Source organism: Streptomyces sp. NPDC051243 (assembly GCF_044455405.1).
Lineage (GTDB): Bacteria > Actinomycetota > Actinomycetes > Streptomycetales > Streptomycetaceae > Streptomyces.
The window spans coordinates 1-26,386 of record NZ_JBITES010000003.1; the positions used below are offsets into that span (position 1 = coordinate 1).

General features: G+C 72.1%; 28 protein-coding genes. All 28 read left to right on the forward strand.

Going from position 1 to position 26,386, the window contains the following annotated elements:
• A partial coding sequence (locus ACIBAG_RS07290) for a biotin/lipoyl-containing protein (RefSeq protein WP_399101986.1) occupies positions 1 to 693 on the forward strand: 693 nt, incomplete at its 5' end.
• Between the two features lie 234 nt (positions 694 to 927).
• A complete protein-coding gene (locus tag ACIBAG_RS07295; RefSeq protein ID WP_399101988.1) occupies positions 928 to 1,257 on the forward strand; it encodes a TcmI family type II polyketide cyclase in 330 nt (109 codons plus the stop codon).
• Positions 1,254 to 2,525, forward strand: a complete 1,272-nt coding sequence (locus ACIBAG_RS07300) for a beta-ketoacyl-[acyl-carrier-protein] synthase family protein (RefSeq protein WP_399101990.1) — start codon at positions 1,254 to 1,256, stop codon at positions 2,523 to 2,525. Before ACIBAG_RS07295 ends, ACIBAG_RS07300 begins: the two co-directional genes overlap by 4 nt.
• Positions 2,522 to 3,736: a ketosynthase chain-length factor gene (locus ACIBAG_RS07305; protein WP_399101992.1), complete on the forward strand. Its 1,215-nt coding sequence runs from the start codon at positions 2,522 to 2,524 to the stop codon at positions 3,734 to 3,736. The genes ACIBAG_RS07300 and ACIBAG_RS07305 overlap by 4 nt, the downstream gene beginning before the upstream one ends.
• A gap of 133 nt (positions 3,737 to 3,869) precedes the next feature.
• The gene (locus ACIBAG_RS07310; RefSeq protein ID WP_399101994.1) at positions 3,870 to 4,139 is read left to right on the forward strand and encodes an acyl carrier protein; all 270 of its coding nucleotides are present in this window, start codon (positions 3,870 to 3,872) and stop codon (positions 4,137 to 4,139) included.
• Between the two features lie 117 nt (positions 4,140 to 4,256).
• Positions 4,257 to 5,042 (forward strand): 3-oxoacyl-ACP reductase FabG, encoded by a 786-nt coding sequence (gene fabG, locus ACIBAG_RS07315; RefSeq protein WP_399101996.1) that lies wholly within the window; start codon positions 4,257 to 4,259, stop codon positions 5,040 to 5,042.
• 20 nt (positions 5,043 to 5,062) lie between these two features.
• Positions 5,063 to 5,998: an aromatase/cyclase gene (locus tag ACIBAG_RS07320; RefSeq protein ID WP_399102000.1), complete on the forward strand. Its 936-nt coding sequence runs from the start codon at positions 5,063 to 5,065 to the stop codon at positions 5,996 to 5,998.
• Between the two features lie 2 nt (positions 5,999 to 6,000).
• Positions 6,001 to 7,515 carry an FAD-dependent monooxygenase gene (locus ACIBAG_RS07325; RefSeq protein ID WP_399102002.1) on the forward strand — a complete coding sequence of 505 codons (1,515 nt, stop codon included), beginning with the start codon at positions 6,001 to 6,003 and terminating at the stop codon, positions 7,513 to 7,515.
• A 104-nt stretch (positions 7,516 to 7,619) separates the two neighbouring features.
• Complete coding sequence (gene rfbA, locus ACIBAG_RS07330) at positions 7,620 to 8,489, forward strand: glucose-1-phosphate thymidylyltransferase RfbA (RefSeq protein ID WP_399102004.1); 870 nt, start codon at positions 7,620 to 7,622, stop codon at positions 8,487 to 8,489.
• A 37-nt stretch (positions 8,490 to 8,526) separates the two neighbouring features.
• Positions 8,527 to 9,207, forward strand: a complete 681-nt coding sequence (locus tag ACIBAG_RS07335; RefSeq protein ID WP_399102006.1) for an antibiotic biosynthesis monooxygenase — start codon at positions 8,527 to 8,529, stop codon at positions 9,205 to 9,207.
• Between the two features lie 75 nt (positions 9,208 to 9,282).
• Positions 9,283 to 10,458: a nucleotide disphospho-sugar-binding domain-containing protein gene (locus ACIBAG_RS07340; RefSeq protein ID WP_399102008.1), complete on the forward strand. Its 1,176-nt coding sequence runs from the start codon at positions 9,283 to 9,285 to the stop codon at positions 10,456 to 10,458.
• Positions 10,455 to 11,444: a dTDP-glucose 4,6-dehydratase gene (gene rfbB / locus ACIBAG_RS07345; RefSeq protein WP_399102010.1), complete on the forward strand. Its 990-nt coding sequence runs from the start codon at positions 10,455 to 10,457 to the stop codon at positions 11,442 to 11,444. Before ACIBAG_RS07340 ends, rfbB begins: the two co-directional genes overlap by 4 nt.
• Positions 11,445 to 11,560: 116 nt before the next feature.
• Positions 11,561 to 13,051 (forward strand): FAD-dependent monooxygenase, encoded by a 1,491-nt coding sequence (locus ACIBAG_RS07350; protein WP_399102012.1) that lies wholly within the window; start codon positions 11,561 to 11,563, stop codon positions 13,049 to 13,051.
• 41 nt (positions 13,052 to 13,092) lie between these two features.
• Positions 13,093 to 13,278, forward strand: coding sequence for a hypothetical protein (locus ACIBAG_RS07355; protein ID WP_399102014.1), 186 nt, complete (start codon positions 13,093 to 13,095; stop codon positions 13,276 to 13,278).
• Positions 13,279 to 13,319: 41 nt separating this feature from the next.
• Entirely contained in the window at positions 13,320 to 14,483 is a 1,164-nt protein-coding gene (metK, locus tag ACIBAG_RS07360; RefSeq protein WP_399102016.1) for a methionine adenosyltransferase, read from the forward strand.
• Complete coding sequence (locus ACIBAG_RS07365; RefSeq protein WP_399102018.1) at positions 14,483 to 15,499, forward strand: carbohydrate kinase family protein; 1,017 nt, start codon at positions 14,483 to 14,485, stop codon at positions 15,497 to 15,499. Before metK ends, ACIBAG_RS07365 begins: the two co-directional genes overlap by 1 nt.
• Positions 15,496 to 16,617 (forward strand): DegT/DnrJ/EryC1/StrS family aminotransferase, encoded by a 1,122-nt coding sequence (locus ACIBAG_RS07370; RefSeq protein ID WP_399102020.1) that lies wholly within the window; start codon positions 15,496 to 15,498, stop codon positions 16,615 to 16,617. Before ACIBAG_RS07365 ends, ACIBAG_RS07370 begins: the two co-directional genes overlap by 4 nt.
• Positions 16,610 to 17,368, forward strand: a complete 759-nt coding sequence (locus ACIBAG_RS07375) for a class I SAM-dependent methyltransferase (protein ID WP_399102022.1) — start codon at positions 16,610 to 16,612, stop codon at positions 17,366 to 17,368. Before ACIBAG_RS07370 ends, ACIBAG_RS07375 begins: the two co-directional genes overlap by 8 nt.
• Positions 17,365 to 17,976: a dTDP-4-dehydrorhamnose 3,5-epimerase family protein gene (locus tag ACIBAG_RS07380; RefSeq protein WP_399102024.1), complete on the forward strand. Its 612-nt coding sequence runs from the start codon at positions 17,365 to 17,367 to the stop codon at positions 17,974 to 17,976. Before ACIBAG_RS07375 ends, ACIBAG_RS07380 begins: the two co-directional genes overlap by 4 nt.
• Positions 17,967 to 18,974, forward strand: a complete 1,008-nt coding sequence (locus ACIBAG_RS07385; protein WP_399102026.1) for an NAD-dependent epimerase/dehydratase family protein — start codon at positions 17,967 to 17,969, stop codon at positions 18,972 to 18,974. Before ACIBAG_RS07380 ends, ACIBAG_RS07385 begins: the two co-directional genes overlap by 10 nt.
• Positions 18,971 to 20,386, forward strand: a complete 1,416-nt coding sequence (locus ACIBAG_RS07390) for an NDP-hexose 2,3-dehydratase family protein (protein WP_399102028.1) — start codon at positions 18,971 to 18,973, stop codon at positions 20,384 to 20,386. Before ACIBAG_RS07385 ends, ACIBAG_RS07390 begins: the two co-directional genes overlap by 4 nt.
• A 69-nt stretch (positions 20,387 to 20,455) precedes the next feature.
• Positions 20,456 to 21,388: an alpha/beta hydrolase gene (locus ACIBAG_RS07395; protein WP_399102030.1), complete on the forward strand. Its 933-nt coding sequence runs from the start codon at positions 20,456 to 20,458 to the stop codon at positions 21,386 to 21,388.
• A gap of 16 nt (positions 21,389 to 21,404) precedes the next feature.
• Positions 21,405 to 22,706, forward strand: a complete 1,302-nt coding sequence (locus ACIBAG_RS07400; RefSeq protein ID WP_399102032.1) for an MFS transporter — start codon at positions 21,405 to 21,407, stop codon at positions 22,704 to 22,706.
• A complete protein-coding gene (locus ACIBAG_RS07405) occupies positions 22,703 to 23,098 on the forward strand; it encodes an acyl carrier protein (RefSeq protein ID WP_399102034.1) in 396 nt (131 codons plus the stop codon). Before ACIBAG_RS07400 ends, ACIBAG_RS07405 begins: the two co-directional genes overlap by 4 nt.
• Positions 23,095 to 23,922, forward strand: a complete 828-nt coding sequence (locus ACIBAG_RS07410) for a 4'-phosphopantetheinyl transferase family protein (RefSeq protein ID WP_399102036.1) — start codon at positions 23,095 to 23,097, stop codon at positions 23,920 to 23,922. Before ACIBAG_RS07405 ends, ACIBAG_RS07410 begins: the two co-directional genes overlap by 4 nt.
• Positions 23,923 to 24,005: 83 nt before the next feature.
• Positions 24,006 to 25,565, forward strand: coding sequence for an acyl-CoA carboxylase subunit beta (locus ACIBAG_RS07415; protein WP_399102038.1), 1,560 nt, complete (start codon positions 24,006 to 24,008; stop codon positions 25,563 to 25,565).
• Between the two features lie 14 nt (positions 25,566 to 25,579).
• Entirely contained in the window at positions 25,580 to 25,810 is a 231-nt protein-coding gene (locus ACIBAG_RS07420; protein ID WP_399102040.1) for an acyl-CoA carboxylase subunit epsilon, read from the forward strand.
• A gap of 82 nt (positions 25,811 to 25,892) precedes the next feature.
• Positions 25,893 to 26,378, forward strand: a complete 486-nt coding sequence (locus tag ACIBAG_RS07425; RefSeq protein WP_399102042.1) for a nuclear transport factor 2 family protein — start codon at positions 25,893 to 25,895, stop codon at positions 26,376 to 26,378.
• Positions 26,379 to 26,386 lie beyond the last annotated feature (8 nt).

The following is a 26,386-nucleotide window of genomic DNA, read 5'->3' on the forward strand; positions in this document are numbered from 1 at the left end:
GGTGTGCGCCTGGACGCGGGCGTGGAGTCCGGCTCCGTGATCGGCCCGGCCTGGGACTCGCTGCTGGCCAAGCTGATCGTGACCGGCGCCACCCGCGAGCAGGCCCTGCAGCGCGCGGCCCGGGCGCTGGCCGAGTTCCAGGTCGAGGGCATGGCCACCGCCATCCCGTTCCACCGCAAGGTGGTCACCGACCCGGCCTTCGCCCCCGAACTGACCGGCAGTGCCGAGCCGTTCACGGTCCACACCCGGTGGATCGAGACCGAGTTCGTCAATGACATCAAGCCCTTCGCCGCCCCCGCCGACGCCGGCGAGGCCGAGGACGAGGCGGGCCGTGAGACGGTCGTCGTCGAGGTCGGCGGCAAGCGCCTGGAGGTCTCCCTGCCCGCCTCGCTGGGCATGACCCTGGCCCGCACCGGCCTGGCGGCCGGCGCCAAGCCCAAGCGGCGCGCGGCGAAGAAGTCCGGTCCGGCCGCCTCCGGCGACACCCTGGCCTCCCCGATGCAGGGCACCATCGTCAAGGTCGCCGTCGAGGAGGGCCAGGAAGTCAAGGAAGGCGACCTGATCGTCGTCCTGGAAGCGATGAAGATGGAACAGCCCCTCAACGCCCACAAGTCCGGCACCATCAAGGGCCTGTCCGCCGAGGTCGGCGCCTCCCTCACCTCCGGCGCCCCCATCTGCGAAATCAAGGACTGACGCCGCTGCCCTGCGAGGCTGCGCTGGCCGCACACTTCTCGCACCGGATTCTGACGGGGTTTGACATTCGTATGACCTGAACTCCCTTGAAAGCGGCCGTAAAAGCGAAGAACCTGGTTGTCAGATTCCCTTTCTCGCGCTTCTCGGAGCTCTTCCGGGAGTCATGCGATGTGAATTCATCCGGTCACCGCGCGTGGAATTACCGGGAAACTCTGTCGTGGAGGAGAGAGACGCATGCACAGCACTTTGATCGTGGCTCGGATGGATCCCGACTCCAGCGTCGACGTGGCGAAACTGTTCGCGGAGTTCGACGCCGGCGACATGCCGCACCGCATGGGTACCCGGCGCCGCCAGCTGTTCTCGTACCGGGGCCTTTACTTCCATCTTCAGGACTTCGACTCGGACAACGGCGGTGAGCTGATCGAGCAGGCGAAGGCCGATCCGCGGTTCGTCCGGATCAGCGACGACCTCAAGCCGTTCATCGAGGCCTACGACCCGGCGACCTGGCGCTCGCCGGCCGACGCCATGGCGACCCGCTTCTACCACTGGGAGGCGTCCGCGTGACGGCACGACGAGTCGTCATCACGGGGATGGAGGTCCTGGCCCCCGGCGGCATCGGCACCAAGAACTTCTGGAGCCTGCTGAGCGAGGGCCGGACCGCGACCCGTGGGATCACCTTCTTCGACCCCTCCCCGTTCCGTTCCCGGGTGGCCGCGGAGATCGACTTCGATCCTCAGGAGCACGGGCTGAGCCCGCAGGAGGTCCGCCGCATGGACCGCGCCGCGCAGTTCGCGGTGGTCGCGGCCCGCGGTGCCGTCGCCGACAGCGGCATCGAGGTGGAGGAGTACGACCCGTACCGGGTGGGTGTCACCATCGGCAGCGCCGTCGGCGCCACCATGGGGCTGGACGAGGAGTACCGGATCGTCAGTGACGGCGGCCGGCTGGACCTCGTCGACCACACCTACGCCGTACCGCACCTCTACAACTACCTGGTGCCGAGCTCCTTCGCGGCCGAGGTGGCCTGGGCGGTCGGTGCCCAGGGGCCGAGCACGGTGGTGTCCACCGGCTGCACCTCGGGCATCGACTCGGTCGGCCACGCGGTGGAGCTGATCCGGGAGGGCTCCGCGGACGTGGTGGTCGCGGGGTCCTCGGACGCGCCGATCTCGCCGATCACGATGGCCTGCTTCGACGCGATCAAGGCGACCACGCCGCGGCACGACGAGCCCGAGCGGGCCTCCCGCCCCTTCGACGGCACGCGCAACGGCTTCGTCCTCGGCGAGGGCGCCGCGGTGTTCGTCCTGGAGGAGCTGGGCAGCGCGCGTCGGCGCGGCGCGCACATCTACGCGGAGATCGCCGGGTACGCCACGCGCAGCAACGCGTACCACATGACCGGACTGCGGCCGGACGGCGCGGAGATGGCCGAGGCGATCCGGGTCGCGCTGGACGAGGCGCGGATGAACCCGGAGGAGATCGACTACATCAACGCCCACGGCTCGGGCACCAAGCAGAACGACCGGCACGAGACCGCCGCCTTCAAGCGGAGTCTGGGCGAGCACGCCTACCGCACCCCGGTCAGCTCCATCAAGTCGATGGTCGGCCACTCGCTGGGGGCGATCGGTTCCATCGAGATCGCGGCCTCCGCGCTGGCGATGGAGCACAACGTGGTGCCGCCCACGGCCAATCTCCACACCCCCGACCCCGAGTGCGACCTCGACTACGTGCCGCTGACGGCCCGCGACCAGATCACCGACGCGGTGCTCTCGGTCGGCAGCGGGTTCGGCGGCTTCCAGAGCGCCATGGTGCTCGCCCGGCCCGAGAGGAGTGCGGCATGAGCACGGCCGTAGTGGTGACCGGCCTCGGTGTGGTGTCCCCCAACGGGCTGGGCACCAACGACTTCTGGGCCGCGACCAAGGGCGGCAAGAGCGGCATCGGCCGGATCACCCGCTTCGACCCCTCCCAGTACCCCGCGCGGCTGGCCGGTGAGATCCCGGGCTTCGTCGCCGAGGACCATCTGCCGAACCGGCTGCTGCCGCAGACCGACCGGATGACCAGGCTCGCGCTGGTGGCCGCCGACTGGGCGCTCGCCGACGCGGGCGTGACGCCCGCGGAGCTGCCCGAGTTCGACATGGGCGTGGTCACCGCGAGCCACTCCGGTGGGTTCGAATTCGGGCAGAACGAGCTGCGCAAGCTGTGGAGTCTGGGCAGCCAGCACGTCAGCGCGTACCAGTCCTTCGCCTGGTTCTACGCCGTCAACAGCGGCCAGATCTCCATCCGCAACGGGATGAAGGGGCCGAGCGGTGTGGTCGTCAGCGACCAGGCCGGCGGGCTGGACGCGGTCGCGCAGGCCAGACGGCAGATCCGCAAGGGGACCGCGCTGATCGTCTCCGGGGCGGTGGACGCGTCCGTCTGCCCGTGGGGCTGGGTCGCCCAGCTCGCCGGGGACCGGCTGAGCACCAGTGACGAGCCCACCCGCGCCTATCTGCCCTTCGACGCCGACGCGCGGGGCCATGTGCCCGGTGAGGGCGGGGCGATCCTCGTCCTGGAGTCCGCCGAGGCGGCGCGGCGGCGCGGCGCGAAGGTCTACGGGGAGATCGCCGGGTACGGCGCCACCATCGATCCCCGGCCGGGGAGCGGGGGTGAGTCCGGGCTGCGCCGGGCGCTGGAGACCGCTCTCGCGGATGCCGGGATCCGGCCCGACGAGGTGGACGTGGTCTTCGCGGACGCGGCGGCCGTGCCCGAGCTGGACCGGGCGGAAGCCGACGCGATCAACGCGGTGTTCGGGCCGGGCGGTGTTCCGGTCACCGCGCCCAAGACGATGACCGGGCGCCTGTACTCGGGCGCCGCGCCGCTGGATCTCGCCGCGGCGTTCCTCGCCATGGCGGACGGCCTGATTCCGCCCACCGTCAACACCGAGCCGCTGCCCGAGTACGGCCTCGACCTGGTCGGTCCCCAGCCGCGCCCGGCGCAGGTGCGCACGGCGTTGGTGCTGGCCCGTGGGCAGGGCGGCTTCAACTCGGCGGTGGTGGTCCGGGGCGTGGCCTAGGCCGTGTCCGCGAAGTCCCGCCTGCCCCGCCCTCCGGGCGGACGACGGGACTTTGCGGACACGACCTGGCGCCCGAACCACGCCGTCATCCGGCGATCAATTGCACACCCGAACACGAAGGGACCAACCTCACGTGGCCACCACGGAATTCACCCTGGACGACCTGAAGCGGATCCTGCGCGAGGGCGCGGGTGCCGACGAGGGCGTGGACCTCGACGGCGACATCCTCGACACCGGGTTCGAGGAGCTCGGTTACGAGTCGCTCGCGCTGCTGGAGACCGGCGGGCGGATCGAGCGGGAGTTCGGCATCACGCTCGACGACGACGTCCTGACCGACGCCCACACGCCGCGCGCCCTGATCGCGGCCGTCAACACCCTGCTCGAAGTGGGCGCCGCCGCCTGACGCGGTGCCCGCAGGTGATCGCGGGGCGGGTCCGGGCCTCGGCCCGCCGTCTCCCGCCCCGCATCCGCCCGGGCCGCCGACCGTCATCGCACCGCACTACCCATGGGAGAAGAGAACATGGCGCAGCAGCACCAGCGGGTCGCCCTCGTCACCGGAGCCACCAGCGGGATCGGCCTCGCCGTCGCCCGGCTCCTCGCCGAGCAGGGCCACCGGGTCTTCCTCGGCGCCCGCACCCCGGAGAACGTGGCCTCCACCGTCAAGGAGCTCCAGGCCGAGGGCCTGGACGTGGACGGCGCCGCCGTGGACGTACGGTCCACCGACGGCGTCAAGGCCTTCGTGCAGGCGGCCGTCGACCGCTTCGGCACCGTCGACGTCCTGGTCAACAACGCGGGCCGCAGCGGCGGCGGCGTCACCGCCGACATCGCCGACGAGCTGTGGGAAGACGTCGTCGACACCAACCTCAACAGCGTCTTCCGGATGACGCGTGAAGTGCTGAACACCGGAGGAATGCGGCACAAGGACCGTGGCCGCATCATCAACATCGCCTCCACGGCCGGCAAGCAGGGCGTCGTCCTCGGCGCCCCCTACTCCGCCTCCAAGCACGGCGTCGTCGGCTTCACCAAGGCGCTCGGCAACGAGCTCGCCCCGACCGGCATCACCGTCAACGCGGTCTGCCCCGGCTATGTCGAGACCCCGATGGCCCAGCGGGTGCGCGCCGGTTACGCCGCCGCCTACGACACCACCGAGGACGCGATCCTGGAGAAGTTCCAGGCGAAGATCCCGCTCGGTCGCTACTCGAGCCCCGAGGAGGTCGCCGGCCTGGTCGGCTACCTCGCCTCCGACACCGCCGCCTCCATCACCTCGCAGGCGCTGAACGTCTGCGGCGGGCTGGGCAACTTCTGACACACGGAGGAGAGCACGCCATGACGACCCGTCAGGTCGAGCACGAGATCACCGTCGAGGCCCCGGCCGCCGCCGTCTACCGGCTGATCGCCGAGGTGGAGAACTGGCCGCGGATCTTCCCGCCCACCATCTACGTCGACCACCTGGAGCGCGGCGAGGGCGAGGAGCGGATACGGATCTGGGCCACCGCCAACGGCGAGCCCAAGAGCTGGACCTCCCGCCGCACCCTGGACCCGGAGAACCTGCGCATCACCTTCCGCCAGGAGGTGTCCACCCCGCCGGTCGCCGCGATGGGCGGCACCTGGATCATCGAGCCGCTGTCCGCGGCCTCGTCCAGGATCAGGCTGCTGCACGACTACCGGGCGATCGACGACGACCCCGAGGGCCTGAAGTGGATCGACGAGGCCGTCGACCGCAACTCGCGCTCCGAGCTCGCCGCGCTGAAGACCAACGTCGAACTCGCCCACGCCTCCGAGGAGATCACCTTCTCCTTCGAGGACACCGTCCAGATCGACGGCTCCGCCAAGGACGCGTACGACTTCATCAACGAGGCCGGGCTGTGGGTGGAACGCCTGCCGCACGTGGCCTCCGTCCGCTTCAGCGAGGACACCCCGGGCCTGCAGAGCCTGGAGATGGACACCCGTGCCAAGGACGGGTCCACGCACACCACCAAGTCGTACCGGGTGACGTTCCCGCACCACCGGATCGCCTACAAGCAGGTCACCCTGCCCGCGCTGATGACCCTGCACACCGGCTACTGGACCTTCGCCGAGAACGCGTCCGGCGTCGCCGCCTCCTCGCAGCACACCGTGGTCCTCAACACGGCCAACATCGCCAGGATCCTCGGCGCGGACGCCACCGTCGCGGACGCGCGCGCGTACGTGCAGAGCGCGCTCAGCACCAACAGCCGCGCCACCCTGGGCCACGCCAAGGACTACGCCGAGAACAGGCGTTGAGCGTGGCCGGCCGGAGCGCCACGCGCACGCTGGAGACCGAGGTCCTCGTCGTCGGCGCGGGACCCGTCGGACTGATGCTCGCCGGGGAGCTGCGGCTCGGCGGCGCCGGGACGGTCGTACTGGAGCGGCGGGCCGCCCCGACTACCGAGTCCAGGGCCTCGACGCTGCACGCCCGCACCATGGAACTCCTCGACAGCCGCGGCCTGCTGGACGCCCTGGGCACCCCGCCCCACGAGCCGCGCGGTCACTTCGGCGGGATACCGCTCGACCTGAGGCTGCCCAGCCCCTGGCCCGGCCAGTGGAAGGTGCCGCAGACCCGTACCGAGGAGCTGCTGCAGGAGTGGGCGCTCGGGCTCGGCGCGGAGCTGCGGCGCGGGCACGAACTGCGGGCGGTGCGGGTGGCCGGGGACCACGTCGAGGCGGTGGCGGCGGGCCCCGGCGGGCGGACGCTGCGCATCCGGGCGCGGTACGTGGTCGGCTGCGACGGCGAGGACAGCACCCTGCGCCGCCTGACCGGGGCCGAGTTCCCCGGCCGGGACGCGGGCCGGGAGCTGCTGCGCGCGGACGTGGCGGGGATCGACGTACCGAACCGGCGTTTCCAGCGACTGGAGAGGGGGCTCGCGATCGCCGCCCGGCGCGGTGACGGGGTCACCCGGGTCATGGTGCACGAGTTCGGCGCCGCCGCCGAACCACGGTCCGCCGAGCCGGAGTTCAGCGAGGTGGCCCAGGTCTGGAAGCGGGTCACCGGGGAGGACATCAGCGGCGGCACCCCGCTGTGGGTGAACTCCTTCGGCGACGCCAACCGGCAGCTCGTCGCCTACCGTCGGGGCCCAGTGCTGTTCGCCGGTGACGCGGCCCACCGGCAGATGCCCGCAGGCGGTCAGGCGCTCAATCTGGGGCTGCAGGACGCGGTCAACCTCGGCTGGAAACTTGCCGCCGAGGTGCGCGGCCGGGCCCCGCGAGGGCTCCTGGACACCTATCACGCCGAGCGGCACGCGGTCGGCCGGCGTGTCCTGGCCAACATCAGGGCGCAGGCGCTGCTGCTGCTCGGCGGGCCCGAGGTCGAGCCGGTGCGCGCGCTGCTCGGTGAGCTGATCGCCGAACGGCCCCAGGTGCGTGAGCACTTGGCCGGGATGATCTCCGGGCTCGACATCCGGTACGGCGTCGCCGGCGCCGATGGTGCCGGTCGCGCCGATCGCGCGGATCCACTGCTCGGTGCCCGGCTGCCGTATGTCCGGCTCGGCGGCCCCGACGGCCCGTCGAGCACCGCCGATCTGCTGCGCACCTCCGGCCGTGCCCTGCTGCTCGACCTCGCCGGCGACGCGCGGCTGCGCACCGCCGCGCGGCCCTGGGCCGGCCGGATCGTCACGGTGACCGGCCGCCCGGCGCCGGGCGGCCCGCTCGGTGGCGCCCGTGCCGTCCTCGTGCGGCCGGACGGCTACATCGCGTGGACCGGTGAGGACGGCGATGCGGAAAGCGCGCTGAACTTGTGGTTCGGCATTTCTGACAGAAATTGACATCGCTCTGACCTGGCGGCCCTTGAATCCGTCCGTACGTGCGAGAAAGCTGGTCACCGGTTCCCCCGACCGTGACCCAGCAGAATTGCCTGGAGGCAGGGACAGTGAAAGGGATCATCCTGGCCGGAGGCCATGGGACAAGGCTTCAGCCGATCACCCTGGGAATGTCGAAGCAATTGCTCCCGGTGTACGACAAGCCAATGATTTACTACCCACTGTCGGTGCTGATGCTCGCCGGCATCACCGATATCCAGATCATTTCCGCACCGCGTGATCTGGGCGGTTTCCAGCGGCTGCTGGGGGACGGCTCGGACTACGGGCTGCGCCTGACCTACGCCGAGCAGGACGAGCCGCGCGGCCTGGCCGACGCGTTCGTCATCGGCGCGGACCACGTCGGCGACGACTCGGTGGCGCTGGTCCTCGGCGACAACATCTTCCACGGCCCCGGCTTCAGCGGCCTGCTGCAGGACGCGGTCGTGGACGTCGACGGCTGTGTGCTGTTCGGCTACCCCGTGCGTGACCCCGAGCGGTACGGGGTGGGCGAGGTGGACGCCGACGGCAGGCTGGTCTCGCTGGAGGAGAAGCCGGCCCGGCCCCGGTCCAACCTGGCCATCACCGGGCTCTACCTCTACGACAACGACGTGGTCGACATCGCCAAGAACCTGCGCCCCTCCGCGCGGGGCGAGCTGGAGATCACCGATGTCAACCGGGTCTACCTGGAGCGGGGCAAGGCGAAGCTGATCTCCCTCGGGCGGGGCTTCGCCTGGCTGGACACCGGCACGCACGACGCCCTCACCGAGGCCGGCCAGTACGTGCAGATCCTGGAACACCGGCAGGGCGTCCGCATCGCCTGCATCGAGGAAATCGCCTGGCGCATGGGATTCATCGACCGCGAGGCCTGCCACCGGCTCGGCACCAAGCTCGCGAAATCCTCGTACGGCCGTTACGTCATGGAAATCGCCGCGGCCGGCTGAGAGTTCTTCACCTTCATTTCTCGAACTGCGGAGAATCATGCCTTTCATCTCGCCCGACGACGGCTACATGACCCTGTTCAACCTCTTCGACACCGAGGACCGGGAAAAGCAGGACCAGGTGCTCGAGGCCATGCGGGACATCGTCGACAACGCCGACTATCCCGGCTGGATCTCCTCCACCGTGCACGCCGGCCAGGATTCCCCCGGCACCGCCAACTACATCCAGTGGCGCAGCGCCGAGGACCTCAAGGCGCGCTACGCGGGGGAGAAGTTCCGGACGAAGACCGTGCCGGAGTTCCACCGGCTCGCCACCACCGTGCAGCTCATCCAGACCGAGGCGGTCTTCGCCCAGCGGCACCCCTCGCTCGGGGACGCCGCCGAGATCTCCACCCAGCGCGACGACTACACCGTGATCTTCGTGCTGCGCTGCGAGCCGGAGAACCAGAAGGCCCTCGTCGACGCGCTCGCCAAGCCCGACGACTGGCTGCTGACGGTCCCCGGCTACCGCTCCCACGCCTACTTCCGCGCCCTCGACGGCACGGCCGTCGTCAACTACGCGCAGTGGGACAGCAAGGAGACCTACGACGCGTTCCACACGCTCCCCGACGAACAGCGGCCGCTCGACGTGCAGAAGGGCCGGGTGCGGGCCCGCTCCCTGGCCACGTCCCGCTGGGCGAACACCTTCCGCGTGTGGCACTCCCGCTCCGCCGAGAGCTGACTCCCCACGGGACCTCTCCCACGGGACCTCTCCCACGGCACCTCTCCCACGGACCAGGACCGGAGTAGCACAGCCATGCGCTATCTGTTCACCACCATTCCGGGGGCCTCGCACATGCTGCCCCTGGTCCCGCTGGCCCACGCCGCCCTCGCCGCCGGCCACGACGTGCTCGTCGCGGCGAACGGCTCCGCGCGGACCACGGCGGCCTCGGCCGGGCTGCACACCGTCGCCACCGACGACGGCCGGTCCGTACGGCCGTACGAAGACCTCGTCCGCCGGTTCACCGAGACCGACGTGAGCTGGAACCTCACCCCGGGGGAGGTGATCGAGCACGTCGCCGGGGTCTTCGCCGAGGTGGCCGGCGGCATGGCCGACGGCCTGGTCGAGGTCGCGAAGACCTGGAACGCCGACGCCGTCGTCTACCCGCCGCCCGCCGTGGCCGGCCTGCTCGCCGCCCGCGCCGCCGGCATCCCCGCCGTCCTGCACGGCATCGGCACCCGCCGCCCCACCTTCCGTCCCGCGCTGAACCGGCTCGCGCCGGTCGCCGAGCGCTTCGGCGTGGCCGCCCTGGACGAGGCCGAGGCGGAGATCGACCTGAGCCCGGCCTCCCTGGAGACCATCCACCAGGACGCCCCGCACCAGGGCGGCGCCGGTCACACGCTGCCGATGCGCTACGCCCCCTACACGGGCGGCGCCGAACTGCCCGACTGGGCGCTGCGCCGCGGCGAGAAGCCCAGGATCGCCGTCACGCTGGGCTCGCTGCGCGCCTTCTACAGCGACGGCGCCCACCTGCGCGACATCCTCAAGGGCACCGAGGAACTCGACGTCGAGGTCGTTCTCACCACCAGCGGCGCCGAACTGACCGCCCTGCCCTCGCCGTTGCCCGGCCATGTGCGCACGGTGGACTGGATGCCGCTGCGGGCGCTGCTCGCCACCTGCGACGCGATCGTGCACCACGGCGGCATGGGCACCATGTACGCCGCGTTCGACGCCGGTGTGCCCCAGCTCGGGGTGCCCATGGCGCACGACGACGGCTGGGCCAACGCCCAGGTGCCGGTGGCCCGGGGCGCCGGCCTGATGCTGGAGGGCCGGAAGGCCACCGGCGCCGACATCGCGGCGGCGCTGCGCGAACTGCTCGGCGAGCCGCGCTACCGGCTGGCGAGCCGGGAGGTGGCCGCCGAGATGCGGACCATGCCGACGCCCGCCGACGTCATGGGCCGGCTCTCCGGGCTGCTGGGGACGGCGTCATGAGGGTTCTGGTGACCGGGGGCGCCGGGTTCATCGGCTCCCACTATGTGCGCTCCCTGCTCGCGGGGGAGTACGGCGAGGCACAGGGCACCGCCGTCACGGTCCTCGACAAGCTGACCTACGCCGGCAACCGTGCCAACCTGCCCGCCGCCGACCCGAGGCTGGCCTTCTTCCAGGGCGACATCTGCGACCGGGAGCTGCTGCTGGACCTGCTGCCGGGGCACGACGCCGTGGTGCACTTCGCCGCGGAGTCCCATGTCGACCGCTCCGTCACCGGGGCCGCCGAGTTCGTCCGTACGAACGCCCTCGGCACCCAGACCGTGCTGGACGCGGCACTGGCCACCGGAGTGGAACGGGTCGTGCACGTCTCCACCGACGAGGTGTACGGCTCGATCGACGAGGGTTCCTGGACGGAGGACTGGCCGCTGCTGCCCAACTCCCCCTACGCGGCCTCCAAGGCGGGCTCCGACCTCGTCGCCCGCTCCTACTGGCGCACCCACGGCCTCGACGTCTCGGTGACCCGCTGCTCCAACAACTACGGGCCCTACCAGCACCCCGAGAAGCTGATCCCGCTCTTCGTCACCAACCTGCTCCAGGGCATCCCGGTCCCGGTCTACGGCGACGGACGAAACCGGCGCGAGTGGCTGCACGTCGACGACCACTGCCGGGCCGTCCACCTGGTGCTGATGCGCGGCGGGGCCGGCGAGATCTACAACGTGGGCAGCGGCAACGAGCTGACCAACCTGGACCTGACCGAGCGGATCCTCCAGCTGTGCGGGGCCGACCGCTCGATGATCCGGCACGTCAGCGACCGCAAGGGACACGACCTGCGGTACTCCCTCGACGACACCAAGATCCGCGAGGAGCTCGGCTGGTCGCCGCGGACCGCCTTCGCGGACGGGCTGGCCGCGACGGTCGCCTGGTACCGGGACAACCCGCAGTGGTGGCGGCCCGTCCGGGACGCGGCGCGGTCGGCGGCCGCCGCCTGACGTCCCTGACACACCGTCACATCGCGCGCGAGCGCCCCCCACCGCGCGACACCACTCGCGCGAGTGCCACGGCGCACAGCGCGACACCACACCACCACAGACAGGAGGGGACGTTCGTGGACACGGACGTGATCATCGTCGGTGCCGGGCCCACCGGACTGATGCTGGCCGGTGAGCTTCGCCTCGGCGGGGCGCGGGTCGTCGTGGCGGAGCTGCTCGACGAGCCCACGGGGCAGTCGCGCGGTCTGGGCTTCACCGCCCGTGCCATGGAGGCCTTCGACCAGCGCGGCCTGCTGCCGAGGTTCGGCGGCCTGGAGACCAGCCCGGTCGGCCACTTCGGCGGCGTGCAGTTCGACTACACCACGCTGGAGGACGCCCACTTCGGCGCCCGCGGCATACCTCAGTCCCAGACCGAGGCCGTGCTGGAGCAGTGGGCCGGCGAGCTGGGCGCGGACATCCGGCGCGGCTGGGCGTTCACGGCCCTGACCGACCACGGCGACCGGGTCGAGGTCACCCTCGCCACGCCGGAGGGCGAGCAGCGGCTCACCGCGGGCTGGCTGGTCGGCTGCGACGGCGGACACAGCGTGGTCCGCAAGGCCGCCGGGTTCGACTTCCCCGGGACCCCGGCCACCCGGGGCATGTACCTCGCCGACGTCGTCGGCTGCGCTCTCAAGCCCCGCTTCCTCGGCGAGAAGCTGCCGAACGGCATGGTGATGGCGGCCCCGCTCGCCGAGGGCGTGGACCGCATCATCGTCTGCCCGCACGGCACGCCGGCCCGCGACCGCAGCGAGACGGTCACCTTCGAGGAGGTCGCCGACGCCTGGCAGCGCATCACCGGCGAGGACATCTCGCACGGCAGCGCCGAGTGGGTCAGCTCCTTCACCGACGCCACCCGGCAGGTCACCGAGTACCGGCGCGGCCGCGTCCTGCTCGCCGGCGACGCCGCGCACATCCATCTGCCGGCCGGCGGGCAGGGCCTGAGCACGGGCGTGCAGGACGCGGTCAACCTGGGGTGGAAGCTGGCCGCCGAGGTGGCCGGCCGGGCACCGGAGGGCCTGCTCGACTCCTACCACGCCGAGCGTCACCCGGTCGGCGAGCGGCTGCTGAGCAACACCCGCGCCCAGGGCATGGTCTTCCTCGGCGGCGAGGAGGCCGGCCCGCTGCGCGAGCTGCTCACCGAACTGATCGCGTACGACGACGTCAAGCGCCACCTGGCGGGCTCGGTCAGCCACCTCGACATCCGCTACGACCTCGGCACCGGCAGCCACCCCCTGCTGGGCCGCCGGCTGCCGCCCCGCGCGCTGCGCACCGCCACCGGCACGACGACCACCACGGCCGAACTGCTGCACCAGGCGCAGGGCGTGCTGCTCGACCTCGCCGACGACGCGGGGCTCCGCCACGCGGCCGAGGCCTGGAAGGACCGCGTGGTCACGGTGACCGCGTCCCTCGCCGCCACCGAGTCCCGCACCGACCCGTTCGCCGACGCCACCGCCGTCCTGGTACGGCCGGACGGCTACGTCGCCTGGACCTCGGCCGACGGTGAGCCGGCGACGGCCGCACTGGAGCGCTGGTTCGGCCCGGCGGAGCAGGCGGCGGCCGCGCGCTGACGCCTCAACCCGGCCCTTCCCACCCACCGAAGGAAACGCCCATGGCTGTACGCCTGTTCACCGCGGAGTCCGTCACCGAGTCGCGCACCGACCGGTTCGCCGACGCCACCGCCGTCCTCGTACGGCCGGACGGCTACGTCGCCTGGACCTCGGCCGACGGTGAGCCGGCGACGGCCGCACTGGAGCGCTGGTTCGGCCCAGCGGAGCAGGCGGCCACCGCGCGCTGACGCCCAGACCCGGCCCTTCCCACCCACCGAAGGAAACGCCCATGGCTGTACGCCTGTTCACCTCGGAGTCCGTCACCGAGGGCCACCCCGACAAGATCGCCGACCAGATCAGCGACACCGTCCTCGACGCCCTTCTGCGCGAGGACCCGGCCTCCCGGGTCGCCGTCGAGACCCTCATCACCACCGGGCTCGTGCACATCGCGGGCGAGGTGACGACCACGGCGTACGCCCCCATCGCCCAGCTGGTCCGCGACAAGATCCTCGAGATCGGCTACGACTCCTCGAAGAAGGGTTTCGACGGCGCCTCCTGCGGCGTGTCCGTCTCGATCGGCGCCCAGTCCCCGGACATCGCCCAGGGCGTCGACACGGGCGGCGCGGGCGACCAGGGCCTGATGTTCGGCTACGCCACGGACGAGACGCCGACGCTGATGCCGCTGCCCATCTTCCTGGCGCACCGCCTGTCCAAGCGCCTGTCGGACGTCCGCAGGAACGGCACCATCCCCTACCTGCGCCCGGACGGCAAGACGCAGGTCACCATCGAGTACGACGGCGACCGCGCCGTACGCCTCGACACGGTGGTCGTCTCCTCGCAGCACGCGAGCGACATCGACCTGGACTCCCTTCTCGCCCCGGACATCCGGGAGTTCGTGGTCGAGCCGGAGCTGAAGGCCCTGTTGGACGAGGGCATCAAGCTGGACACCGACGGCTACCGCCTGCTGGTGAACCCGACCGGGCGGTTCGAGATCGGCGGTCCGATGGGTGACGCGGGTCTGACCGGCCGGAAGATCATCATCGACACCTACGGCGGTATGGCGCGGCACGGTGGTGGCGCGTTCTCCGGCAAGGACCCGTCCAAGGTGGACCGTTCGGCGGCGTACGCGATGCGCTGGGTCGCCAAGAACGTGGTCGCGGCGGGTCTGGCCGCGCGCTGCGAGGTGCAGGTGGCGTACGCGATCGGCAAGGCCGAACCGGTCGGCCTGTTCGTCGAGACCTTCGGCACGGAGACGACCGGCGTGGCGAGGATCCAGGAGGCCATCACCGAGGTCTTCGACCTCCGCCCGGCCGCGATCATCCGCGACCTGGACCTGCTCCGCCCGATCTACGCCCAGACCGCGGCGTACGGCCACTTCGGCCGTGAGCTGCCGGAGTTCACCTGGGAACGCACCGACCGCGTGGACGCCCTGCGGAAGGCGGCCGGGGCCTGATGCGTATCGCCGTCACGGGCTCCATCGCCACCGACCATCTGCTGTCCTTCCCCGGCCGGTTCGCCGAGCAGTTCGTCGCCGACCGGCTGGACCGGGTCTCCCTGTCCTTCCTCGCCGACAGTCTGGAGGTGCGCCGCGGGGGAGTGGCCGCCAACATCGCCCTGGGACTGGCCCGGCTGGGCCTCGCACCGGTGCTGGTGGGCGCGGCCGGCACGGACTTCGCGGACTACGCGGCCTGGCTGCGCGAGAACGGCGTGGCCACGGACGCGGTGCTGGTCAGCGAGACCCTGCACACCGCCCGCTTCGTGTGCACCACCGACCTCGACCACAACCAGATCGCCACCTTCTACGCCGGCGCGATGGCGGAGGCCTCCCGCATCAGCCTCGCCTCCGTCGCCGAGCACAGCGGCCGGCCCGACCTGGTGGTCGTGGGCCCCAACGACCCCGAGGCGATGCTGCGGCACACCGAGGAGTGCCGGCAGCACCGCATCCCGTTCGCCGCCGACCCCTCCCAGCAGCTCGCCCGCCTCGCACCCGACGAGGTACGCCGGCTGGTCGCCGGGGCGGAGCTGCTGTTCACCAACGAGTACGAGGCCGCGCTTCTCCTCGAGCGCGCCGCCTGGACCGAGGACGAGGTGCTGCGGCGCACCGGCTCCTGGATCGTCACGCGCGGCGCCGACGGAGTCGACGTCGCCCGCGCCGGACACGAGCGGCTGCACATCGACGCTGTACCGACCACCCGGGCCGTCGACCCCACCGGAGTCGGCGACGCGTTCCGCGCGGGCTTCCTCGCGGGAACCGCCCGCGGCCTGCCCCACGAACCGGCCGCCCGGCTGGGCTGCGCCCTGGCCACCGTCGTCCTGGAGACGGTCGGCACCCAGGAGTACGCGCTGACCCCGGCCGAGCTGCTCCGCCGTATCGAAGCCGCCTACGGCCCGGCCGCCGCCCACGAGACCCGGCCCGGGCTGGGCCCCGACCGAACCCCGAGCAACTTCAAGCAGGAGGCGATCGCGTGACCACCCGAGTCTGGGACTATCTGCCGGAGTACGCAGCCGAGAAGGACGACATCCTGGACGCCGTACAGAAGGTGTTCGGGTCCGGTCAGCTCGTGCTGGGCGAGAGCGTCAAGGGCTTCGAGGCCGAGTTCGCCGCCTACCACGGGCTGCCGTACGCCACCGGAGTCGACAACGGCACCAACGCGCTCAAGCTCGCCCTCCAGGCGCTGGGCATCGGCCCCGGCGACGAGGTCATCACGGTGTCCAACACGGCCGCGCCGACCGTCGTCGCCATCATCGGCGCCGGCGCCACACCCGTCTTCGTGGACGTCCGCGAAGAGGACTTCCTCATCGACACCGACCAGGTCGAAGCGGCCATCACGCCGCGCACCAAGGCGCTGCTGCCGGTCCACCTCTACGGCCAGAGCGTCGACATGGCGCCGCTGAAGCGCATCGCCGAGAAGCACGGGCTGAAGATCCTGGAGGACTGCGCCCAGTCGCACGGCGCCCGCCACCACGGTCGGCTCACCGGCACCATGGGCGACGCGGCGGCCTTCTCCTTCTACCCCACCAAGGTCCTCGGTGCCTACGGCGACGGCGGCGCGGTCGTCACCGCCGACGAGGAGACCGAGCGGGCCATGAAGCAGCTGCGCTACTACGGCATGGACAAGGTCTACTACGTGGTGCGCTCGCCGGGCCACAACTCCCGCCTGGACGAGGTGCAGGCGGAGATCCTGCGCCGCAAGCTGACCCGCCTCGACGCCTACGTCGCCGGGCGCAACGCCGTCGCCCGCCGCTACGAGGAGCAGCTCGCCGACGTCACCGGACCGGGCGGACTGCTGCTGCCCGCCACCAACCCGGGCAACACCCACGTCTACTACGTGTACGTCGTCCGCCACCCGAAGCGCGACGCGATCATCGAGGCACTCAAGGCCTACGACATCCACCTCAACATCAGCTACCCCTGGCCGGTGCACACCATGTCCGGCTACCAGCACCTCGGGTGGGCCGAGGGCTCCCTGCCGGTCACCGAGAAACTGGCCGGCGAGATCTTCTCGCTGCCGATGTACCCGTCGCTGCCCGAGGGGCTGCAGGACAAGGTCATCGGCGCGCTGCGGGAGGTGCTGGCCCGTGTCTGAGGCATCCGGATCCCTGGGCATCTACGACGTCGGTGACGTCTACGACGCGATCTACAACGGGCGCGGCAAGGACTACCGCGCCGAGTCCGCCGTCGTCGCCAAGCACATCCGCTCCCGCTTCCCGGCCGCCGCCTCCCTGCTGGACGTCGGCTGCGGCACCGGCGGCCATCTCGGCCACTTCGCCGAGGAGTTCGGCGACGTACGCGGCATCGACCTGGCCGACGGCATGCTCGACGTCGCCCGCCGCAACCACCCCGGCATCCCCGTCGAACGCGCCGACATGCGCGGCTTCCGGCTGGGGCGCCGCTTCGACGCGGTCGCCTGCCTCTTCGCCGCGATCGGCAACCTGACCGGCGAGGACGAACTGGCGGCCACCCTGCGGTCGTTCGCCGCCCACCTCGTCCCGGGCGGTGTCGCCGTCCTCGAACCCTGGTGGTTCCCGGAAAACTTCACGCCGGACCACGTCGGCGGAAGCGTCGTCACCCACGGCGGCATGACCGTCGCCCGCGTCTCCCACACCGTCCTGCACGACTCGGGCGACGCCAGCCGCATGGACGTGCACTATCTGGTCGCCCGCCCCGGCCAGGACGTCCGGCACTTCTCCGACACCCATGTCATGGCCCTGTACAGCAGGGCCCAGTACGAGGCCGCCTTCACCGCGGCCGGGTTCACGGTCGAGTACGTCACCGGCGAGTACCCCGGCAACGGCCTCTTCGTGGGCGTCAAGTCCCGCAACCAGGAAGGCGAGTGAGCGCCGTGCAGGTGCACAAGCTCGGCATCGAGGGTGCCTTCGAGTTCACGCCGGCCGTCTACAAGGACGACCGCGGCCTGTTCTCCTCCCCCTACCAGCAGACGGCGTTCACCGAGGCCACCGGCCGGCCGCTGTTCCCCGTCAAGGACATCAGCCACAACCTCTCCGCCCGCGGCGTGCTGCGCGGCATCCACTACACCGCCACCCCGCCCGGCCGCGCCAAGTACGTCTACTGCCCCTACGGCCGCGTCCAGGACTTCCTGATCGACCTGAGGGTGGGCTCGCCCACCTTCGGGCAGTGGGAGGCCACCGAGATCGGCGGCGACGACTGCCGCGCCCTGTACATCCCCGTCGGCGTCGGCCACGCCTTCCTGTCCCTGCGGGACGACTCGATGGTCGTCTACGTCATGTCCGAGGGCTACGTCCCCGAGAACGAGCGTGCCGTCAGCCCCCTCGACCCCGAACTCGGGCTGCCGCTCCCGGCCGAACTGAGGGCCGCCCAGTCGCAGCGCGACCTGACCGCGCCCACCCTCGCCGAGGCCCGGGAGCGGGGCCTGCTGCCCACGTACGAGGCCTGCCGAGAGGTGGAGGCACAGCTGTGGCCGTGAACCCCCCGCTCGTGGTGCTGCTCGGCGCCACCGGATTCGTCGGCTCGGCCGTGCTGCGCGAACTCGCCCGGCGCCCGCTGCGGATCAGGGCCGTCTCCCGCCGCCCCGCGCAGGTCCCGGCCGACGCCCGCGCCCAGATCGAGGTGCGGGCCGCCGACCTCACCGCGCCCGGCGCGATCGCCGAGGCCGTCGACGGCGCCGACGTGGTGATCCACACCGTGCTGTACAGCGCCGGCGCCACGACCTGGCGCGTCGAGGACGGCGACACCGCCGCCGAACGCGTCAACGTCGGCCTGGTCCGCGACCTCGTCGAGGCCCTGCGCGAGCGCCGCACCGCCGACGGCACACCCGTACGGGTCCTCTGGGCGGGCGCCGCCTCGCAGGCCGGCCCGCTCGACAAGGAGGTCCTCGACGGCACCGAGACCGACCGGCCCAAGGGCGAGTACGACCGGCAGAAGCTCACCGCCGAACGGCTGCTCCTTGCCGCCGACGCCGAGGGCGTGCTGCGCGGCGCCGCGATCCGGCTGCCCACCGTCTTCGGCTACGGCCCCGAGTCCACCGCCCGCGACAAGGGCGTCGTCACCCTCATGGTGCGCCGTGCCCTGTCCGGCGAGTCGATCACCATGTGGCACGACGGCACGGTCCGCCGCGACCTGCTCTACGTCGAGGACGTGGCCCGCGCCTTCTGCGCCGCCGTGGACCACGCGGACGCGCTCGCCGGCCGGCACTGGCTGCTCGGCACCGGCCGGGGCGAGCCGCTCGGCGAGGTCTTCACCACGGTCGCGGCCCTGGTCGCCGAACAGACCGGCAAGCCCGCGGTCCCGGTGGTCTCCGTGCCCCCGCCCGCGCACGCCGAGGCGGGCGACTTCCGCAGCGTCACCATCGACGCCTCGGCGTTCCGCGCCGCCACCGGCTGGCAGCCCGAGACACCGCTGGGCGAGGCGCTGCGCCGCACGGTCGCGTTCTGCGCCGAGGGCCGCGAGGGGAGCCTGACGTGACCGCGCCCGTGGCCCCCTCGCTCCCGGCCGCCCCGGTGCTGCGCTCACGCGCCGCCGAGGACCTGGCGGCCCGCCTGGCCCGCTCGGCCGCCGCCACCGAGGCCGGGCACGGCATGCGCACCACCGACGTCGACGACTGGCTCGCCGGACGGGCCGGCGCCCACCGCTTCCGCGTACGGCGCCACCCGCTCGGCCGGCTCGACGGCTGGTCCTTCGCCGAGGGCACCGGCAACCTCGTGCACCACACGGGGAAGTTCTTCAGCGTCGAAGGACTGTCCGTCACCCTCAGCGAGGGCTCGGTGCGCACCTGGCAGCAGCCGATCATCCGGCAGCCCGAGGTCGGCATCCTCGGCATCCTCGCCAAGGAGTTCGACGGGGTCCTGCACTTCCTGATGCAGGCCAAGATGGAGCCCGGCAACCGCAACATCCTCCAGCTGTCGCCGACCGTGCAGGCCACCCGGAGCAACTACTCCACCGTGCACCGGGGTTCGAAGGTGAAGTACCTCGAGTACTTCGCCGGACCCGGGCGGGCCCGCGTCCACGCGGACGTGCTCCAGTCCGAGCACGGCTCGTGGTTCTACCGCAAGGCCAACCGCAACATGCTGGTCGAGGTCGGCCCGGACACCGAGGTCCCGCTCGACGACGACTTCTGCTGGCTCACCCTGGGGCAGCTCGGCGAACTGCTGCGCCGCGACAACCTGGTCAACATGGACGCCCGTACGGTCATCGCCTGCTTCCCGCCGGCGCGGTCCTCCCCGGGTGCCCTGCTCACCGACGCCGAACTGCAGTCCTGGTTCACCGTCGAGCGCTCCCGGCACGATGTGGACATCCGGCGGATCCCGCTGGACGAGGTCGAGGGCTGGCAGCGCGGCGACGACGTGGTCGAGCGGCCCGACGGCCGGTACTTCCGGGTCGTCGGCGTCCGGGTCGAGGCCGGCAACCGGGAGGTCACCGGCTGGGACCAGCCCCTGTTCGAGCCCGCCGGCACCGGGGTCACGGCCTTCCTGTACCGCCGTATCGCCGGAGTGCCGCACCTGCTGGTGAACGCCAAGGTGGAGGCCGGGTTCCTGGACACGGTGGAACTCGCGCCCACCGTGCAGGCCAACCCCGGCAACTGGGAGCACCTGCCGCCCGGGGACCGGCCGCCGTTCCTGGACCTGGCGCTGGACGCCCCCGCCGACCGCGTGCGCTACGCGGCGATCCACTCGGAGGAGGGCGGCAGGTTCCTCAACGCCGAGAGCCGCTACCTCTTCATCGAGACCGACGAGTCCCAGACCCCGCTGCGGCCGCCCGCCGGCTACCAGTGGGCGACCCCGGGCCAGCTGGGCGCGCTGACCGCCCACGGGCACTACGTCAACGTCCAGGCCCGGACCCTTCTGTCCTGCATCGACGCCGGCGCCGTACAGCTGTAGCGCCGCCTCACGGGGGACGGCCGGGCCCGCCCTGTGCGCGCGGCCGTCCCCGAGGAGAGGCATGACCGTATGACCACCGCCATCCCCGCCACGACCCCGCCCGGGTCCGCCCTGTCACCCGGTGTCCGCCGCATCACCCTGGACGCCGCCGGCCTCACGCTGTCCGCGCTGCTCGCCGAGCCCGCGCACGGCGCGCCGCGCGCCTGCGTCGTCGCCCTGCACGGCGGCGGCATGAGCGCCGGCTACTTCGACGGCCGGGCGCATCCGGGCCAGTCCCTGCTCGCCCTCGGCGCCCGGCTCGGCTACACCGTCCTCGCCCTGGACCGGCCCGGCTACGGCGCCTCCGCCCACGCCCTGCCCGAGGGCCGGCGCCTGGCCGAGCAGTCGGACAGCCTGCACGCCGCCCTCGACGACTTCGCCCGCCGCCACGACACCGGCGCCGGACTCCTGCTGCTCGCCCACTCCTACGGCGGCAAAGTCGCCTTCACCGCGGCCGCCGACGCCGAGCGACGCGGCCCGCGCGATGCCGGTCGCCGCCTGCTCGGCCTGGACGTCTCCGGTCTCGGGCACCGGTACGCGGTGACGGCGCGGGAGCTGCCGGACGAACACGGCCACGGCCACTGGACCCGGAACTGGGGAAAGCTGCGCCTGTATCCGCCGGGCACTTTCCGGGACAGCGGCGCGCTGGTCGCCCCCATGCCCGCGCGGGAGCGGGAGGAGGCGCCGCGCTGGCCGGAGACGTTCGCGTCGCTGGCCGCACGGATCAGCGTCCCGGTGCGGCTCACGTTCGCCGAGTACGAGGCATGGTGGCGGCACGACGACGACACCCTCGCCGAACTCCGTGAGCAACTGGCCGGAGCGCCCCGGGTGACGGTCGACCGGCTGCCCGGCGCCGGGCACAACATCAGCCTCGGCTGGGCCGCCCGCTCGTACCATCTGCGCGCCCTCGGCTTCCTGGAGGAGTGTCTCGCCCAGCGCGAGTGCGCCCCGGCCGGGCGCTGACGGACCGGTGACCGCCATGCTCGGAAAGACTCTCGCGAGCGGCCTGCGCTCTCTGTCGGTGCGCAACTTCCGCCTGTTCGCGGCCGGTCAGCTCGTCTCCGTGGCGGGCACCTGGATGATGGTCGTGGCGCAGGACTGGCTGGTGCTCTCGCTGACCCGCGACTCCGCGGCGGCCCTCGCCACCGTGACGGCCCTGCAGTTCACGCCGCTGATGCTGTTCACCCTGTACGGCGGCCGGCTCGCCGACCGCCACGACAAGCGGCGCCTGCTGACCTGGGCCAACACGGTCTCCGCCGCCCTCGCCCTGGCCCTGGCGCTCCTCGACCTCTCCGGCTCGGCCCGCCTGTGGCACGTCTACTGCTTCGCGCTCGCCCTCGGCACGGTCAACGCCGTCGAGGTGCCGGCCCGGATGTCCTTCGTCGGCGAACTGGTCGGCGCGCGGCTGCTGCCCAACGCCTCCGCGCTCAGCGCCGCGTATTTCAACGTCGCCAGGGTCGCCGGGCCCGCCCTGGCGGGGCTGCTGATCAGCGCGTTCGGCACCGGGTGGGTGATGTTGCTGAACGCGGTGAGCTACGCGGCGACCGTGGCGGGGCTGCGCATGATGCGTACGGCCGAGCTCCACCGGCCGGAGCGGGCGGCCGGGCGGGGCGGGGTGACCGACGGGCTGCGGTATGTGACGAGCCGTCCGGACCTGCTGCTGCCCGTCGCGCTGATCGCGGTCGTCGGGTTGTTCGGCCTCAACTTCCAGCTGCTGCTGCCCCTGCTCGCCAAGACCGTCTTCCATGCCGACGCCGCCTCCTTCGGCCTGCTGACCACGGCCTTCGCGGCCGGTTCCCTGCTGGCCGCGCTGGCCGGCACGGGACGCCGCTCCCGTCCCTCGGCCGGTACGGTCGTCCTCTCCGCGCTCGCCTTCGGGGTGCTGGAGACGACGGCCGCCTGGGCCCCCGACTTCACGTCCGCGCTGGCTCTGCTGGCCCTGACCGGATTCGCCTCCCTGTACTTCGCCCAGGCCGCCAACCACCGCATCCAGCTGGGCAGCGACCCCGTCTACCGGGGCCGGGTGATGGCCCTGTACACGCTGATCCTCCAGGGTTCGACACCCCTGGGCGCCCTGCTCGTCGGAGCGCTGTCCCAGCGGCTGGGGGCACGTGCGGGGCTCCTGACCGGAGGGCTGGTGTCGACGGCGGCGGCGCTCGCGGCGTGGGCGGTGGTCCGGAGGGGGATCGGCCGGGGCGAGGACGACACCGGTCAGCGCGATGTTCCGGAACGCCGGCCGTCCCACGCCCACCGGCACCCCACGAAAGGCGGTACGACATGACACTCGTCCCGGCCGCGACGGCCACGGCACCGCGGCGCCCCCGGCAGCCGGCCGGCCTGCCGGCCCCCGCCGTACTGCGCGCCATGCCCACCGACATCCGCGTCCACACCCTGGAGGCCTGCCTGCGCCGCGAGTTGCAGCTCCGCCTCCGAGTCCCGCCCGCACACCGCGTCAGCCGCGACCGCCCCCTGCGCCGCCAGGGCGTTCACCCACTGCTGGCGCTCCAACTCAAGCGGGCCCTGGAGCACGCGCTCGATGTCGCGGTGCCGGCCGACCTGCTGTGCGAGGGGACACTCGGCGAGGTCGCGGCAACGCTGGCGGATGAGCTCGGCTGCGGTCCGGAGGTTCATGAGGGCGGCGGTCCCGAGGTTCATGAGGGCGGCAGTCCATGAGCGTCCGCCACCGCGGCCGCCCAGCGCCGGGGGCACTTCGGCTCTCCGTCGGCCCGGGCGAGGTGCACCTGTGGGCGCTGTGTCCGCCCACCGACCGCGAGGAACCCCGGGCGATCGGCGAGCTCGACGCGGAGGAGCGACGCCGGGCCGCCGGCTTCCTGCGGCCCGAGGCCCGGCTGGCGTATCTGCACGCGCACCTCGCGTTGCGCCGGCTGCTGTCGGCGTACACCGGCATCGCGCCGGGACTGCTCCGGCTGCGCAGAGCCCCGTGCCCCTACTGCGGCGGCCCGCACGGCCGTCCCGTCCTGCCCGGCCGGTCGGGTGAGCTGCACTTCTCCATGTCCCACAGCCACGGCCTCGTCCTGTACGGCGTGGCGGGAACCCCGGTCGGTGTGGACGTACAGCGCGTGCCCACAGCCAGGACGGTGCAGCTGTGCCTGCCCCGGCTGCACCCGGCGGAGCGGGAGGAGATCGAGCGGGCACCGGAGGACCGGCGGCGCAGGGCATTCGCGGAGCTGTGGGCACGCAAGGAGGCCTACCTGAAGGGCCTCGGCACGGGTCTGAGCCACGGGGTCGGCCAGGACTACCTCGGCGTGCACGCGCACGCCGGAGGGCACCGGGCACCGGACGGCTGGCTCGTGGCCGATCTGCACGGCTGCCCCGAGCACGTGGCCGCCCTGGCGCTCGCGGCGACGACCGGCCACCGGGCCGCGCTCCACGAACTCCCGTACCACGTCACGCGGTTGCCGCCGCAGCGGGCCGCCGAGGAGATAGCCGCCGCGCAGCCGGTTCTGTGCATGGTCCTGCCGGCGCCGGCCCGATGACCGCGTCGACGACGTTTCGAGAGCCTTCACAGCCGAAGAGAAGCAGCCGAAGAGAAGCAGCTGAAGAGAGGCAGAGGAGAACCATGGGGGAGACCACCACGGCCGGCCGAGTGGAAGAGCTCGACCACCTCAGGGAGCTGGCCCGTCAGGGCCCCGACCCGAAGGCCACCGAACGCCAGCACGCCAAGGGCAAGCTGACCGCCCGCGAACGGATCGAACTCCTGCTGGACAAGGGCAGCTTCACCGAGGTCGAGCCACTGCGCCGGCACCGAGCCGTCGGCTTCGGACTGGAGGCCAAACGGCCGTACACCGACGGAGTGGTCACCGGCTGGGGCACCGTCGACGGCCGTACCGTCTTCGTCTACGCCCATGACTTCCGCATCTTCGGCGGCGCACTCGGCGAGGCGCACGCGCAGAAGATCCACAAGCTGATGGACATGGCACTGGCCGCCGGCGCCCCGCTCGTCTCGCTCAACGACGGTGCCGGCGCCCGCATCCAGGAGGGCGTGTCCGCACTCGCCGGCTACGGCGGCATCTTCCGGCGCAACACCAAGGCATCCGGGGTGATCCCGCAGATCTCGGTCATGCTCGGGCCGTGTGCCGGCGGCGCGGCCTACTCGCCCGCGCTCACCGACTTCGTCTTCGCCGTACGGGACATCTCCCAGATGTTCATCACCGGCCCGGACGTCGTCCAGGCCGTCACCGGCGAGCAGGTGACGCAGAACGAACTCGGCGGAGCCGACGTGCACGGCGGCGTCTCCGGCGTGGCCCACTTCGTCTACGACGACGAGGAGAGCTGCCTCGCCGAGGTGCGCTACCTGCTGTCCCTGCTGCCCTCCAACAACCGCGAGCTGCCGCCCACGGTGCGCGGCGCCGACCCGGCGGACCGAGCCGGCGACACGCTGCTCGACCTGGTCCCCGCGGACGGCAACCGCTCGTACGACATCCGCGCGGTGATCGAGGAACTCGTCGACGACGGCGAGTACATGGAGGTCCACGCCACTTGGGCGACCAACATCGTCTGTGCGCTGGCCCGGCTGGACGGCCACGTCGTGGGCATCGTCGCCAACCAGCCCGCCTCGATGGCCGGGGCGCTCGACATCAGGGCCAGCGAAAAGGGCGCGCGGTTCGTGCAGTTCTGCGACTCCTTCAATATCCCGCTGGTCACCCTGGTCGATGTGCCGGGCTTTCTGCCGGGCGTCGACCAGGAGCACGACGGCATCATCCGGCGCGGCGCCAAGCTGCTGTACGCCTACTGCAACGCCACCGTGCCGCGGATCTCCGTGGTGCTGCGCAAGGCCTACGGCGGCGCGTACATCGTGATGGACTCCCGGTCGATCGGCGCGGACATCGCGCTCGCCTGGCCGACCAACGAGATCGCGGTGATGGGCGCCGAGGGCGCGGCCAACGTGGTCTTCCGCCGGGAGATCGCCGCGGCCGAGGACCCCGAGGCGATGCGCCGCCGGAAGATCGAGGAGTACCGCACCGAGCTGGTCCACCCCTACTACGCCGCCGAGCGCGGCCTGGTCGACGACGTGATCGACCCCCGCGAGACCCGCGCGGTGCTCTGCCGCGCGCTCGCCATGCTGGCCGGCAAGGACGCCGAGCTGCCCCGCCGCAAGCACGGAAACCCGCCGCAGTGACAGGGGACGTACCGATGATCCAGGCGAACACCACCACTCCCGCTCAGCTGTTCCGCATCGAGAAGGGCAGCCCCGACCCCGAGGAACTGGCCGCGCTCACCGCGGTCCTGCTCTCCCGTACGGCCGCGGTCGGCGCCGAACCCGACGACCTGTCCCGCCGGCACCGGGCCGTCGCCCGCTGGCGCCGCCTGGAGCGGGCCCAGGGCTTCGACGGCCCGCGCAGCTGGCGGGGCGTCACCCGCTGAACACCCGGACCGGACAACGACCCGGACCGGACAACGACCCGGACCAGCTGAAGACCCGGACCATCCGACATCAGGAGCAGCCATGACCACCGCCCACGACGAGTTGGCGTACCTCCGCACCCAGGTGCGGACCCTCGGGGACCGCGCCGGGATCACCGAGGTGTGCGACCGCTATGTGCACCACCTGGACGCGAACCGCCACAACGACGCCTGGTTCGACTCGGTGTTCACCGCCGACGTCCAGCTCACCTTCCCGTTCGGCGAGTACAAGGGCTTCGACGGCCTCGCGGGCTTCCAGCAGATGGCCCGTACGACCTTCGAGCGCACCCATCACCTCGCCGGGAACTACGCGATCGACCTCTACCCGGACGGCGACGAGGACCGGGCACGCGTGCGTGCCCATCTGATGGCGGTGCACGTTCGGCAGCGGGAGGAGCCGGCCGCCCACTTCGACATCGGCGGGCACTACGACGCCGAGCTGGTGCGCACCCCGGTGGGATGGCGGATCCGGCGGTTCACCTTCGACCTGGTGTGGAACGCGGGCCAGGGGCCTGACGCCGCCCATTGAGCGAGCGG

What these genes read in the sequence shown, in the direction of transcription:
- ACIBAG_RS07295 (WP_399101988.1), top strand. Translation starts at nt 928, where the DNA reads ATGCACAGCACTTTGATCGTGGCTCGGATGGATCCCGACTCCAGCGTC.
- ACIBAG_RS07305 (WP_399101992.1), top strand. Translation starts at nt 2,522, where the DNA reads ATGAGCACGGCCGTAGTGGTGACCGGCCTCGGTGTGGTGTCCCCCAAC.
- fabG (WP_399101996.1), top strand. Translation starts at nt 4,257, where the DNA reads ATGGCGCAGCAGCACCAGCGGGTCGCCCTCGTCACCGGAGCCACCAGC.
- ACIBAG_RS07320 (WP_399102000.1), top strand. Translation starts at nt 5,063, where the DNA reads ATGACGACCCGTCAGGTCGAGCACGAGATCACCGTCGAGGCCCCGGCC.
- ACIBAG_RS07335 (WP_399102006.1), top strand. Translation starts at nt 8,527, where the DNA reads ATGCCTTTCATCTCGCCCGACGACGGCTACATGACCCTGTTCAACCTC.
- ACIBAG_RS07340 (WP_399102008.1), top strand. Translation starts at nt 9,283, where the DNA reads ATGCGCTATCTGTTCACCACCATTCCGGGGGCCTCGCACATGCTGCCC.
- rfbB (WP_399102010.1), top strand. Translation starts at nt 10,455, where the DNA reads ATGAGGGTTCTGGTGACCGGGGGCGCCGGGTTCATCGGCTCCCACTAT.
- ACIBAG_RS07355 (WP_399102014.1), top strand. Translation starts at nt 13,093, where the DNA reads ATGGCTGTACGCCTGTTCACCGCGGAGTCCGTCACCGAGTCGCGCACC.
- metK (WP_399102016.1), top strand. Translation starts at nt 13,320, where the DNA reads ATGGCTGTACGCCTGTTCACCTCGGAGTCCGTCACCGAGGGCCACCCC.
- ACIBAG_RS07365 (WP_399102018.1), top strand. Translation starts at nt 14,483, where the DNA reads ATGCGTATCGCCGTCACGGGCTCCATCGCCACCGACCATCTGCTGTCC.
- ACIBAG_RS07395 (WP_399102030.1), top strand. Translation starts at nt 20,456, where the DNA reads ATGACCACCGCCATCCCCGCCACGACCCCGCCCGGGTCCGCCCTGTCA.
- ACIBAG_RS07400 (WP_399102032.1), top strand. Translation starts at nt 21,405, where the DNA reads ATGCTCGGAAAGACTCTCGCGAGCGGCCTGCGCTCTCTGTCGGTGCGC.
- ACIBAG_RS07405 (WP_399102034.1), top strand. Translation starts at nt 22,703, where the DNA reads ATGACACTCGTCCCGGCCGCGACGGCCACGGCACCGCGGCGCCCCCGG.
- ACIBAG_RS07410 (WP_399102036.1), top strand. Translation starts at nt 23,095, where the DNA reads ATGAGCGTCCGCCACCGCGGCCGCCCAGCGCCGGGGGCACTTCGGCTC.
- ACIBAG_RS07415 (WP_399102038.1), top strand. Translation starts at nt 24,006, where the DNA reads ATGGGGGAGACCACCACGGCCGGCCGAGTGGAAGAGCTCGACCACCTC.
- ACIBAG_RS07420 (WP_399102040.1), top strand. Translation starts at nt 25,580, where the DNA reads ATGATCCAGGCGAACACCACCACTCCCGCTCAGCTGTTCCGCATCGAG.
- ACIBAG_RS07425 (WP_399102042.1), top strand. Translation starts at nt 25,893, where the DNA reads ATGACCACCGCCCACGACGAGTTGGCGTACCTCCGCACCCAGGTGCGG.